General features: G+C 54.7%; 14 protein-coding genes. 9 read left to right on the top strand and 5 right to left on the bottom strand.

All coding sequences use genetic code 11. The annotated features are described in order from the left end of the window. Window positions 1-6: 6 nt before the first annotated feature. Window positions 7-501: a molybdopterin adenylyltransferase gene (mog, locus tag AB3175_RS01490; RefSeq protein ID WP_367359163.1), complete on the top strand. Its 495-nt coding sequence runs from the start codon at window positions 7-9 to the stop codon at window positions 499-501. On the opposite strand, the gene AB3175_RS01485 is transcribed toward mog, so the two are convergent. The 4 genes from AB3175_RS01485 to AB3175_RS01470 all read right to left on the bottom strand — a co-directional run bounded on the left by AB3175_RS01485 (window position 467) and on the right by AB3175_RS01470 (window position 2,438). Next, complete coding sequence (locus AB3175_RS01485; protein ID WP_367359162.1) at window positions 467-955, bottom strand: Mut7-C RNAse domain-containing protein; 489 nt, start codon at window positions 953-955, stop codon at window positions 467-469. The genes mog and AB3175_RS01485 overlap by 35 nt on opposite strands. 65 nt (window positions 956-1,020) lie before the next feature. Continuing rightward, a complete protein-coding gene (locus tag AB3175_RS01480; RefSeq protein ID WP_367359161.1) occupies window positions 1,021-1,341 on the bottom strand; it encodes a lipopolysaccharide assembly LapA domain-containing protein in 321 nt (106 codons plus the stop codon). Window position 1,342: 1 nt separating this feature from the next. After that, on the bottom strand, window positions 1,343-1,828 hold the full coding sequence (locus AB3175_RS01475; protein ID WP_367359160.1) for an HIT domain-containing protein: 486 nt from the start codon (window positions 1,826-1,828) through the stop codon (window positions 1,343-1,345). Between the two features lie 82 nt (window positions 1,829-1,910). Then, the gene (locus AB3175_RS01470) at window positions 1,911-2,438 is read right to left on the bottom strand and encodes a metallophosphoesterase (protein WP_367359159.1); all 528 of its coding nucleotides are present in this window, start codon (window positions 2,436-2,438) and stop codon (window positions 1,911-1,913) included. 168 nt (window positions 2,439-2,606) lie between these two features. Here AB3175_RS01470 and AB3175_RS01465 point away from each other — a divergent pair, with 168 nt between their 5' ends. The 3 genes from AB3175_RS01465 to AB3175_RS01455 are packed head-to-tail and all read left to right on the top strand — an operon-like array spanning window position 2,607 to window position 5,182. Then, the gene (locus AB3175_RS01465) at window positions 2,607-2,882 is read left to right on the top strand and encodes a hypothetical protein (protein WP_367359158.1); all 276 of its coding nucleotides are present in this window, start codon (window positions 2,607-2,609) and stop codon (window positions 2,880-2,882) included. Beyond that, on the top strand, window positions 2,882-4,903 hold the full coding sequence (gene ligA, locus AB3175_RS01460; protein WP_367359157.1) for an NAD-dependent DNA ligase LigA: 2,022 nt from the start codon (window positions 2,882-2,884) through the stop codon (window positions 4,901-4,903). Before AB3175_RS01465 ends, ligA begins: the two co-directional genes overlap by 1 nt. A gap of 3 nt (window positions 4,904-4,906) precedes the next feature. Beyond that, window positions 4,907-5,182, top strand: a complete 276-nt coding sequence (locus AB3175_RS01455; protein ID WP_367359156.1) for an acylphosphatase — start codon at window positions 4,907-4,909, stop codon at window positions 5,180-5,182. Between the two features lie 39 nt (window positions 5,183-5,221). Here AB3175_RS01455 and AB3175_RS01450 read toward each other — a convergent pair whose 3' ends face one another. Beyond that, on the bottom strand, window positions 5,222-6,409 hold the full coding sequence (locus AB3175_RS01450; protein WP_367359155.1) for a pyridoxal phosphate-dependent aminotransferase: 1,188 nt from the start codon (window positions 6,407-6,409) through the stop codon (window positions 5,222-5,224). Between the two features lie 256 nt (window positions 6,410-6,665). Here AB3175_RS01450 and AB3175_RS01445 point away from each other — a divergent pair, with 256 nt between their 5' ends. The 5 genes from AB3175_RS01445 (at window position 6,666) to hemW (ending at window position 12,214) form a co-directional block, all read left to right on the top strand. Further along, window positions 6,666-6,869 (top strand): zinc ribbon domain-containing protein, encoded by a 204-nt coding sequence (locus AB3175_RS01445; RefSeq protein ID WP_367359154.1) that lies wholly within the window; start codon window positions 6,666-6,668, stop codon window positions 6,867-6,869. Then, a complete protein-coding gene (locus AB3175_RS01440; protein WP_367359153.1) occupies window positions 6,842-8,134 on the top strand; it encodes a WG repeat-containing protein in 1,293 nt (430 codons plus the stop codon). Before AB3175_RS01445 ends, AB3175_RS01440 begins: the two co-directional genes overlap by 28 nt. A 231-nt stretch (window positions 8,135-8,365) precedes the next feature. Next, on the top strand, window positions 8,366-9,040 hold the full coding sequence (locus tag AB3175_RS01435) for an adenylate kinase (RefSeq protein WP_367359152.1): 675 nt from the start codon (window positions 8,366-8,368) through the stop codon (window positions 9,038-9,040). A 148-nt stretch (window positions 9,041-9,188) separates the two neighbouring features. Beyond that, window positions 9,189-10,985 (top strand): translation elongation factor 4, encoded by a 1,797-nt coding sequence (gene lepA / locus AB3175_RS01430; protein ID WP_367359151.1) that lies wholly within the window; start codon window positions 9,189-9,191, stop codon window positions 10,983-10,985. A 26-nt stretch (window positions 10,986-11,011) separates the two neighbouring features. Next, complete coding sequence (gene hemW, locus AB3175_RS01425) at window positions 11,012-12,214, top strand: radical SAM family heme chaperone HemW (protein ID WP_367359150.1); 1,203 nt, start codon at window positions 11,012-11,014, stop codon at window positions 12,212-12,214. Window positions 12,215-12,219 lie beyond the last annotated feature (5 nt).

Below are 12,219 nucleotides of genomic sequence, written 5' to 3'. Positions count from 1 at the left end.
TAACTGATGGAATTTCGAGCGGGGGTTGTGACCGTCAGCGACAAGGGCTCCCGGGGTGAGCGGGAAGATCTGAGCGGAAAAGAGGTCATTCGAATGCTTCAGGAGCTTTCCATACTGGTCACTGAAAAGGTTATCATCCCCGATGAAAAGGATCGGATCCGCCAGACCCTGACGGATCTTTCCGACGAGAAGGCATTGGATCTGATTGTTACAACGGGCGGAACGGGCGTCACCCCACGGGATCTGACGCCCGACGCCACGCTGGAAGTGATTGACAGGGCCCTCCCGGGAATGGCCGAAGCCATGCGGCAGGAAAGCCTGAAAATCACCCCACATGCCATGATCTCCCGGGCGGTTGCCGGCATTCGAGGCCGGACCTTGATTATCAATCTCCCCGGAAGCCCCAGGGGCGTGCGGGAAAATCTGGCTGTCGTCCTTCCTGCCCTGAAGCATGCCATGGAAAAGATCAAAGGCGACGAAACGGAATGCGCAGTGCCCTGATCCGATTCCGGATGTTTTCGCTGTGCGTTCCCGGCCAGAAGACCCCTCCGCACGCCGGGCAGGTCATGAACCGGGCGTGGTGCTCGAACACATAAGGAGACACCCGATCCTGAACCTCCTGCCTGGAGACCTCTTTCAGCGGGACATTACATCTCAGGCACCGGCTGAAGCACCGGTCCGGCGAGAGCTCCAGGCCAAGTTTTTCGAAGACCTCTTCCACCTGCCTTTCCACCCGATCGTTTTCGATGACGATGAGCATTCCCGGGAACGCCCGCTTTGCCAGATCCCCTTTCCGCGTCAAGATGACCCGGTTTTCTCCCTTTGCCTTCCTTAAAAAGGCGTGATCCGCCCTTCCCCGATACAGAACTGCGTCATAGCCGAGGATTCTCAGCCATTTGGAAAGGCGCCCGAGGTTTATATCGGCCAGAAATGTTGCGTTCTCTTCAATCGTCATCCCAACCGGTTGTGCCTCAGTGCCGTTTCAGGGATGTCCCGGCGGCGGAAGTCATCATCGGGCGATCAGACCGGCCGCTCCGATTCGGTTGTTTTTGTCTCATCGAGAACGACGGGAGGTTCATTCTCCCGCACATCCCTCTTCAAATCCCTCACCATGCGATTCAGGCGATTGATGGTTCGATTCAGCCGATAGCGTTCCACAATGCCCATCAATCCGGCAAAGACCAATCCTATGATGAACACGATAAAGATCAGCATGTAAACAGGCAGCACAACATCCAGCACATCATAGTATACCAGGTGCACAGAAAGGGTATTCTGCAGGGAAAAGGTCACCACGAAGAGAATTAAGGCAACGATAATAACGGTATAAATAATTTTCATTTCATTCCTCCTGCCGGTATTTGCTGAAATATCCCTTGAGTTCTTCGCAGCTTTTCAAGATATCATCTGGAATGACGCGGATGTCTCCCACAACGCTCATGAAATTTGTATCGCCGTTCCATCTCGGGACAACATGAATGTGAAGATGATCATCGATCCCTGCCCCCGCCGCCCTTCCAAGGTTGATTCCGATATTGAAGCCGTCGGGGTTCAGAGCCTCCTTTAAAACCCGGACGGAAAAATCCAGGAGAGAAAAAATCTCCAGTCTCTCCTCCTGATCCAGGTCTTCCAGTCTGCTGAGGTGGCGAAAGGGAATGATCATCAAATGACCGTTCGTATAGGGATAGGCATTCATCATGACAAAGGCCGTTTTTCCATCCAGGAGAACGTAGGATTCATCACGGAGCGATTCCCTGCAGAACACGCATCCCGCCGCTTTCCCGCTTTTTATATAGGCCATGCGCCAAGGGGCATAGATTGATTTCATAACCTTTTGTCCTTTCCCGTCCTGATGAGGATGGCTGCTCATGCTTCTTCCCTCGTGAAGCCTCCATTATCTCTTACGGTATTCATGGCTCTTTTTCAATTTCAATTTTAAGGATCTTCCCTGTGATGGTGTCTCCCACGTCCAGAATTCCAACGGTGGTGTCCGTGGCAAAGCGTTTGTCCAGGGCGGAACCGGGATTGAAAAAGAGCACACCATTCCTTCTCCAATTGGCCGGATAATGCGTATGGCCATAGATGACGCAGTCCACTGGCCCCAGGAGCGCGAGGATTTTCTCTTCAAGATGCCCGGCGCTTCCCCATCCGTGCATCACTCCCAGACGGAATCCCTGGATTTCAAGAATGAAACGATCCGGCAGCATCCTTCTGACGGAGGCCGGATCCATGTTCCCGCATACGGCCTGAAAGGGCTTGCTTCCAAACGCCTCCAGAACGTCGAGATTCACGAGATCCCCCGCATGGACAATCAAGTCCGCATCGAGGAAATATCGGTCAACGATCTTCCTCAACGTTTCATTGCAGGCCGGCAGATGGGTATCCGAAATGACGCCGATGCGCACAGGCGAACCCTCCTTGATTCGTGAAAGCAGCACCCGGCTTATATCCGATATACGTCAGCCAAATACAAGCATTATATGCCGGGAAACGATCAAGGCCGATTCTGAGGGCTTGAAGAAAACAGACGTAGAGACTCTTTAAAATTGACAATCCGTTTCCGTCTGTTTTACATTAAGGACAAAGACGCTTCCTGGAGATTGATCATGCTGGATTCATCACTGGATAAAATAGCGGAAAAAATTCTGAGCCTGGATGAGGCCTCCCTTTCCAGCCTCTGGGAAAAGTACAAATACCGGATGGAGCACTTTGAAACGTCAAAGGAATGGGAAAAATCCGTCATCATTTTCTTTATTATCAACGCCGTCCGGGTGAAGAACCGGATCTTCAACGACCAGATTCTGCTTATGCAGCGCCAGAGCGAGGAACAGGAAAAACCGGTTGCCTCGAAAGGCAGGCCGATGCTCCGCCGGATCAAGTGATGGATGCTGAAACCGCATGGAAGAACATTGAAGACCTGAAAGCCCGGATTGAATACCACAATCGCCGCTATTACCAGCTGGATGATCCCGTCATTTCGGACGCAGAATATGACCTTCTTCTCCGGGAGCTCATCCGCCTGGAAGATCAGTTCCCTCAGTGGCGTACGGGGGATTCTCCCAGTCAGCGAATCGGAGCGGCCCCGCTGAGCAAGTTTGCCCCTGCCGCGCACCGGACGCCCATGCTGAGCCTCGCCAACGCCTTCTCAGAAGGTGAAATTCTGCAATTTCAGGAGCGGTTGAATCGCTTTCTCGGCAACACGGCAAGCCTCTCCTTTGTCGTTGAGCCGAAGATTGACGGCGTCGCCGTCAATCTGACCTACCTCGACGGCTTTCTCACCAGCGGCGCCACCCGCGGTGACGGAGCTACCGGAGAGGATGTCACCCGGAACATCCGCACGATACATTCCATCCCCCTGAGGATCCTGTCGACGCCTGAAAGCACGGCGCCGGAAGAGATCGAGATCCGCGGAGAAATCTACATTGAATCCGAATCGTTTCGCATGTTGAACGAACGCCGCCTTGCCGGGAATGAGGCCCCCTTCGCCAATCCGCGCAATGCCGCCGCCGGATCTCTGAGGCAACTGGACTCCTCAATAACTGCCCAAAGGCCCCTGAAAATGTTCTGTTACGCCGTGGGGCTCGTCAAAGGGCGAATCTTTACCCATCACCACGAAGTGCTTGGCGCCCTGAACCATTGGGGGTTTCCCGTCAATCCCCTGATCCGGCGGGTCGACGGCATTTCAGGCTGCATCGATTTCTATCGGGAACTTCAGGATCGGAGAAAGGACCTTCCCTACGAGATCGACGGGATGGTGATCAAGGTGGACGACCTGGCCCTTCAGGAACGCCTCGGAGCCGTATCACGCAGCCCGCGCTGGGCGCTGGCCTGCAAGTTTGCCGCGACACAGGCAACGACCCGGATTGAAGACATCCTCGTCAACGTAGGAAGAACCGGCGCCCTGACCCCCGTCGCCCTCATGGCCCCCGTTCTGGTCGGCGGCGTCACCGTCAGCCGGGCGACGCTTCACAATCAGGATGAAATCGACAAAAAAGATATCCGCATCGGTGATACGGTTCTCGTTCAGCGCGCGGGCGATGTCATCCCCGAGGTTGTCGTGGTGGTCAAGGAAAAACGGACCGGCAGGGAAAGACTCTTCAAGATGCCAGCCCACTGCCCGGAATGCGGGTCAGAGGTTGTCAGAATCGAAGGCGAGGCCGCCCATCGCTGCATCGGCATTTCCTGCCCGGCCCAGATTCGTGGACACATCATTCATTTCGCCTCCCGTGGTGGAATGGATATCGAAGGCCTTGGAGAAAAGCTTGTTTTGAACCTGGTGGATTCGGGGCTCATCCGCGATCCCGCAGATCTCTATTTCCTTAAGCGTGACAGCTTGCTGAACCTGGAGCGCATGGCGGAAAAGTCCGTAACGAATCTCCTTGCCGCCATTGAGCGGTCCAAATCCCCCCCCCTGGACAAGCTCATTTATGCGCTGGGAATCCGCCATGTCGGGGAGCATCTCTCGAAGATCCTGGCACGGAACTATCAGACTCTTGACGCCTTGATGGATGCCTCGGAAGAGGATCTTCTGTCCATCCCGAACATTGGATCTGAAGTCGGCAGCAGTATTTTTCAGTTTTTCCGCAACGAGTCAAACCGCCGGGTGCTTGAAAAGCTCAAGGACGCCGGGGTGACCCCAGTGGAGAGCCCCTCCGAATCGCCTCTCTCCGCGCCCCTTACGGGAAAAAATTTCGTCTTCACGGGGGCATTGACCCGGATGACACGGATCGAGGCCAAACAGATCGTTGAATCCCTTGGCGGCCAGGCATTGAGTTCCCTTACGAAAAATACCGATTACGTGGTTGCAGGCGCTGCAGCCGGCTCCAAACTCAAAAAGGCTCAGGAATCGGGCATTCCCGTCCTCAGCGAGGAGGAATTCCTGGCCATGGCCGGCAGAGGATAAATCATGAAGCGTGTCCGCGTCTTTGTCAAAGGGAGGGTTCAGGGGGTTTTCTTTCGTGCCCACACCCGAGGGGCAGCCCTCGGATTTCATGTCCATGGCTGGGTTCGCAATCTGCCCAACGGACAGGTCGAGGCGCTCTTCGAGGGAAAGCGGCAGAATGTGGACGCTTTGGTCGACTGGTGCCGCCGCGGCCCTCCCCATGCCGTCGTGGAGGAGCTCAGCGTTCTCGATGAACCCTACACCGGAGAATTCAGCGATTTCAGCATCCGTTACGAATAACCGCCATCCCGAAAGCGGAAGGCGCCGGCGTCAACGGGGCTAGCGTCCTCCGGATTCCATCATCGTTTCCGCAAAGCCCGGCAGGGCGTTGCGGATCGTGGCATCATCAACACAATAGGCGATGCGGAAATAGCCCGGCCCCCCGAATCCGACCCCGGGCGTCGTGAGAATTCCGCGCTTTTGAAGTGCGCGGACATACGCCACATCGTCGTCCACAGGCGATCGGACAAAGAGATAGAAAGTGCCCTCCGGCTTGGCAAAGGAGTAGCCGCAAGATCTTAATCCCTCGCAGAGCAGATCCCTCTTCCGCTGATACTCGCCAACGTTGACCTGCACCCCCTGAATCCGTGAGATAACCCGCTGCATCAGGGCCGGGGCATTGATAAACCCCAGAATCCGGTTGCAGAAGATCATTCCGCCAAGGACATCCTTCAATTCGGCAAGCTCCGGATGAAGGGCGAGGTACCCGATGCGCTCACCCGGCACCGACAGGCATTTGGAATAGGAATAGGCAATGATGCTGTTCCTGCAGAACTCCATGATGCTGGGAAGCTCGACGCCGTCGTAGACGATTTCGTTATAGGGCTCATCGGAAACCAGATAGACGGCCCGGTTGTAAAGCCTCTCCTTTTCCTCGAGAATGGCGGCGAGTCCGCGGATGGTTTCCGCGTCATAGACCCGTCCCGTGGGGTTGTTCGGCGAATTGATCAGCACGGCCCTGGTTCTCTCAGTAAAGGCCGATCGAATCGCCTCCAGGTCCAGGCCGAAATCCTCCTTCGTGGGGACCAGGCGGGCGACTCCCCCGGCATTGTCCACATAAAACCCGTATTCGACAAAATACGGCGTCGGGATAATGACTTCGTCTCCCGGATCGAGAATCGTTTTCATGGTCACATTCAATGCGCCCGCCGCGCCGCAGGTCATGATGATGTGCTCAAAGGTGAGGGGCACCTTGAATTTACGGCCCAGATAGCCGGCGATCGCCTCACGCGTTTCAGGGTAGCCGGCGTTCGGCATGTACCCATGCTGGCCGGGAAGAGTCTGGCCGGCCACGTCCCTCAAGGCGGAATCAAACTCGGTCGGTGGCGGCACGTTGGGATTCCCGAGACTGAAATCGAACACGTTCTCAGGCCCCAGTTTCTGTCTAAGAAGCAGACCCTCCTCAAACATCTTTCGAATCCAAGATGAACGCGAAAGCATTCCCTGAATCTTCTTCGAAACCGGCATATCCCCTTCCCTCCCAAGGCTCTCAGCGATAATTTGTATTTTGAGGAAACATATCTCTACGGCTGACGATGTAGTTAACACAGCCCCTGGATGTCGTCAACAGGACATTCATCGGCCTCCCGAAGGATTGGCCGGATTGTCTTGACAAAGGGACAACAGGTTATTTATAGAATTGAGAAGCATTTTCAGGCGGCCTTTGCGCGGGACGGTGGTGGAAATCCTGACCCGTGTCTTTTTTGTTTCCGGAGGAATTTTTATGCCGATTTATGAATTTCGCTGCAAATCTTGCGGGAAGGACTTCGAAGTCCTCTTTTTCTCCATTTCAGAAAAACGGGAAGTCCTTTGTCCGGACTGCAACTCGGACGAGGTTGAAAAACTCATGTCCGTCTTCGGAGGAACTTCCGGGAGCACCTCCTCCTCCAGCTGCTCCACATGCTCCTCTTCTTCCTGCTCGACGTGATCGACCTGACGGATGCGGCAGGCTGCCGCAGCTTCTCGTGGGCCCTCTTTCAACGGGGGATCATGACCCGGGTCTTTTCATCCCCGGGCGGTCTGCCATCGGAGCGCCCGCCTTCATCCAATCGTGTCCGGCAGCCCCTCAGGGCCGTGATCGCCGGAAATTTCGAGCCCATGAAGAAAATCCTCTTCGTCATCCTTTTTTTTCTTTCGGGATGTTCAATGCCCGTTCAGGAGAACCGTTCCTGGACGCCATTCTGGAATGAGGATTCAACGCTGATGGGATTTAAGGATTCTGAGGGTCGCATAAGAATCGCCCCCAGATATGCGCACTTTTCAACGGCCCGAACATTCGAAAAGATTCTCGCCGTCATGGAGCAGAAAAACGGCGGGTTCGAGACATCCTATCTGACGAAATCCGGAAAAGTCGTCGGACGGGGCAATGTCTATATGATCGACAACGGACCGGACTGCGAAAGTGAAGGCTTTATCCGATTCCGGGATCGCACAACGGGCAAGGCGGGTCTCTATGACAGCCAGGGAAATGTGGCGATCCCCGCGGAATATGACGATCTTACCAATGTCCGGAATGGACTGGTCGCGGCCCTGAAAGGCGCAGAGAAGAAATACTGGGATGGCGACGACATCCGTGGGTGTGGTCACTACAGCTGGGCTGGAGGAAAAGAAATTCTTGTCAATACACATGATCACATCCTGATCGATCCCTTCAACCTTGATCCGCACCTGGACTTTTTCTCATTGAGAATCACAGATCATCCTCTCGAGGACCCCAATCAACGAACCTTCCTTGGTGTGGACGGCCGATATTACTCCTTTCTCGACTACAAGAAGGAATTTTCTTCATGGCTCAACGATTTGATACGAAACGGCCTTTCCAGAAAGGCGCTCCTGGATTGTTCATACGGAACCATTTATTTCTGGAAAGAACCGGATGGCTGGACATCTGAAAGGAGCCCCCAATTTGTCGAAAGAAACTTCGAGCTCATCAGGGGCCGACTTTCGGACATTCTTCGTGAAAAGGCCGATTATTTCATTTCAATGGACGGCCTGAATCCCTTTATTTTTGAAGGGGCTGAATTTGCAGGCTACTTCAACAACTGCGGGGAACCGAAGCCGTGGCGGTATCCGGTGATGAGTGTCGTCATCAATCGCAACAGGGAAGGGAATTTCCGGCAGGACCATTTTGATTTCTTAAGGACGGAAAAGGGGTACAAACTGATCAGCGTGTCGCTGGGAAATGAACAATGACCACGATGCCGGAAAATCGGCATGCCGGAGTCCTTCCCGCCAATCCGGCCCCGTATTCTAACCGATTCCTCTTAAGGTTCCTGTCCGGGAAAGAACTGGACGTCCCCCTACGTCATTACGCACCGCATTGAGGCGGATCATGATTTTATCGTTGCCAAAAGAAATTTTATCCATTATAAGGGGGCAGTTTTCTGACAAATTGCATTTTCACATGAAAGGAGCTTCAGGGGCATGAATATTCTCATTTTTGGACCCAATGGGAGTGGTAAAGGAACGCAGGGCGCGATCGTACAGAAGAAATTTAATGTTCCCCATATTGAAACCGGGGTTATTTTCAGGGAGAACATCTCCAAGGGAACGGACTTGGGAAAAGAGGCCAAGGCCTATATCGACCGCGGGGACCTGGTTCCAGACAGCATCACCATCCCCATGATCCTCAACCGGATCAAACAGGACGACTGCAAGAGCGGCTGGCTGCTTGACGGTTTCCCCCGCAACCTGGCCCAGGCCGAAGCCATGTGGGATGCCATGCAGAAGGAAGGAATCAATCTGGACAATGTCATTGAAATCGTTCTCGACCGGCAGACATCGAAGAACAGGATCATGGGACGAAGGCTCTGCGCCGTTGACAACAACCATCCCAACAACATCTTCATCGACGCCATCAAGCCGGTTGAAAAAGACGGCAAAATGGTCTGCCGGGTCTGCGGCAGCGACAAGTTGACGACCCGCGCCGACGATCAGGACGAGGAAGCCATCGGCAAACGGCATGACATTTATTATGACCCCAAAACGGGCACCCTGGCTGCGGTGAATTTCTTCAAGGAGAGGGTCAAGGTCATCGAAGTTGACGGTCTTCCTGGAGTGAAGGAAGTATCCGAGGATCTGCTCAGTAAACTTTCCTGAGGTTCATCTTCTCTCTTTTTTGCTAAAAAAAAGCCTTCCAGATATTCCGGAAGGCTTTTTTATCTGAAGCCGGCGCAAAAGGGGCTATCGGACAGGATTGTTAAGCGTTATACGTAAATCAACCTTCAAGGACGAATCAGAATTAGAGATGGATTATATACGCAATTTCAGCATCATAGCCCATATCGATCACGGAAAGTCCACGCTGGCAGACCGTTTGATCCAGTTTACCGGCGTCTCCGACGAACGGACCTTCAAGGACCAGATGCTCGACAATATGGACATAGAACGGGAACGGGGAATCACGATCAAGAGCCAGGCCATTACCCTACCCTATAAGGCAAGGGACGGCAGAACCTACAGCCTGAACCTCATTGATACGCCGGGGCATGTGGATTTTTCCTACGAGGTTTCCCGTGCCCTGGCCTCCTGCGAAGGCGTCCTGCTGCTTATTGACGCGGCCCAGGGGGTTCAGGCTCAGACGGTGGCCAATCTCTATCTTGCCATGGAACACGATCTGGAAATCATCCCGGTAATCAACAAGATCGATCTGCCCTCGGCCGATGTGGAGCGGGTGATCGAGCAGATTGACGATGAACTCGGGCTGGATTCCGAAGGGCATCTGAAATGTTCCGCCAAGGCGGGAACCGGCATTGAGGAAATCCTGGAAGCCATCGTTCATCGCATTCCGCCGCCGAAAGGAAATCCTGAAGCCCCCTTGGCGGCTTTGATCTTCGATGCCCATTACGATGCCTTCCGCGGGACGATCATCCACTGCCGGATCATGGACGGCACGGTGAAAAGCGGCGACACCATCCGCTTTATGTCCAACTCGGCCACCTATCGGGTGGAGGAAACGGGTCATTTCCTGCTTCAGAGAGAAAAACGACAGGCCCTGTGCGCCGGTGAAGTGGGATACATCATTGCCGGGGTCAAGACCGTCTCCGATGTTCGCACGGGGGACACGATTACCCTGGATGAAAATCCCTGCTCCCATCCTCTTCCGGGTTTCCGCGAGGTCAAGCCGGTGGTTTTCGCCTCCATCTATCCCATTGCCTCCGACGACTATGAAGATCTCAAGACCGCCCTGGAAAAATACCAGCTGAACGACGCCTCATTCATCTACACGAAGGATTCTTCCGCCGCTCTTGGGCAGGGATTCCGCTGCGGGTTCCTCGGCCTTCTTCATCTCGAAGTGGTCCAGGAAAGGCTGGAACGGGAATACGACCAGTCGATCATTCTTTCCGTCCCCAGTGTCCGCTATCGATTTACCCTGAAGGACGGGTCCGTCTTCTATGTAGACAATCCGGCCCACTATCCGGGAAGCTCTTCCATCGAGCTGTCCGAAGAACCCTATATCCGCGCCACCTTGATGCTGCCGGAACGGTACCTCGGTGCGGTGATGAAATTATGCATGGAAAAACGGGGGACGAACTCGACGCTGAACTATCCAAGCCCCGGCCGGGTCGAACTGATTTACGAACTGCCTCTTGCCGAGGTGATCTACGATTTTTATGACCGCTTCAAATCCGTTACCCAGGGATACGGCTCCTTCGACTATGAAGTGATCGACTACCGGGAAGGCCAACTGGTCCTGCTGGATATCCTGGTCAACGGGGAACGGGTGGATGCCCTGTCGCAGATTGTCCACCGGGACCGCGCCCGCGCCCGCGGTCTGCAGGCCTGCGAACGGCTCAGGGAGGAGATCCCGCGCCAGATGTTCAAGATCGCCATCCAGGGGGCCATCGGGGGGGAAATCATTTCCCGGACCACCATCTCAGCTTTTCGCAAGGACGTCATCGCCAAATGTTACGGGGGAGATATCTCCCGGAAGCGCAAGCTTCTGGAAAAGCAGAAAAAAGGCAAGAAGCGCATGAAGATGATCGGACAGGTCAGCATTCCCCAGAGCGCCTTTCTCTCCGTATTGAAGTCGGACGCCGACTGAGAGCCCATCAGGAAGGTAAACGCACCATGCAGAAACGGGTCCTGAGATCGCCGCCGGTGCAGGCTGGGAAAATCAAGGAGGGAAATGCCCATCGCGGACGCACAGAGGAGCAGCGCCCCGGCCTTTATCTGCACATCCCCTTCTGCACAGCCAAGTGCCGTTACTGCAACTTCTTTTCCGTCACGAAGGTCTCCGAGATCCCCCGCTTCCTGAAGGCGCTGTTCAAAGAAGCCCTCCTCCAGGGGGGGGGGATCGGCTCCTTCGACACCCTTTATATCGGCGGCGGCACCCCCTCCCTTCTTGCCCCCTTCCAGCTGTCCGAACTTTTTTCCCATCTGCGGAAGACCTATGACATCTGTGAAGACGCCGAAGTGACCATGGAAGTCAATCCAGCGGATGTGGGGTTGCCTGTGCTCGCCCAGATGCGCGCCCTGGGAATCAACCGACTGAACATCGGGGTGCAGTCCTTCGACGATACCCTTCTTGCCTTCCTCGGACGAAGGCACGACGGCAACCAGGCGATTCAGTCCATCATGGCGGCCCGGCAGGCCGGGTTCGATCATGTCGGCATCGACCTGATCTATGGAATACCGGGACAGACGCGTCAGGCCTGGAAGAAGGCTTTGGAGTATGCGGCATCCCTGAACATTCCCCATCTTTCCTGCTACCAGCTCACCCTGGAGCAGGACACGCCCCTCGGCAAAAGCTGCGCTCAGGGCCTGTTCAAAATTCCCGATGACGATGAACTCTTTGAATTTTTCATGGACACCTCCGAATTTCTCGAATCATCGGGATACACCCACTATGAGGTTTCCAACTTCGCCCTCGGTGAGTCCTTCGTTTCCCGCCATAATTCAAAATACTGGCGGCACATCCCCTATCTCGGGCTGGGCCCGGCGGCCCACTCCTTTGACGGGTGTAAACGTTGGGAAAATGTCCGCTCCCTGGAATGCTACCTCCAGCGACTGGAGAGAGGCGAGCTTCCCGTTGAAAGCTGCGAGGAGCTGACGAACGAGGAGCTGCAGCTTGAGACCCTTTTTCTGGGCTTTCGAACCAAGGCGGGCATCGACCTTCGAGCCTTTTCCGAGAGGTTCGGGGTTGATCTTCGGGCGAGCAAAAAAGATTTTTTGAAGCCGCTTCTTTCTGCGGGTCATCTTCGAATCGCCGATGGCCGGCTGCAGCCGACTCGGACAGGCATGGCCCTGGCCGATGCCCTTGCACTGCTTTAAACGAT

It is taken from the genome of Syntrophus sp. (in: bacteria) (genome assembly GCF_040768185.1).
Classification (GTDB): Bacteria; Desulfobacterota; Syntrophia; order Syntrophales; family Syntrophaceae; genus Syntrophus; species Syntrophus buswellii.
The sequence above is the reverse complement of the archived record's forward strand: the minus strand, read 5'-3'. Positions and strand labels throughout refer to the sequence as shown.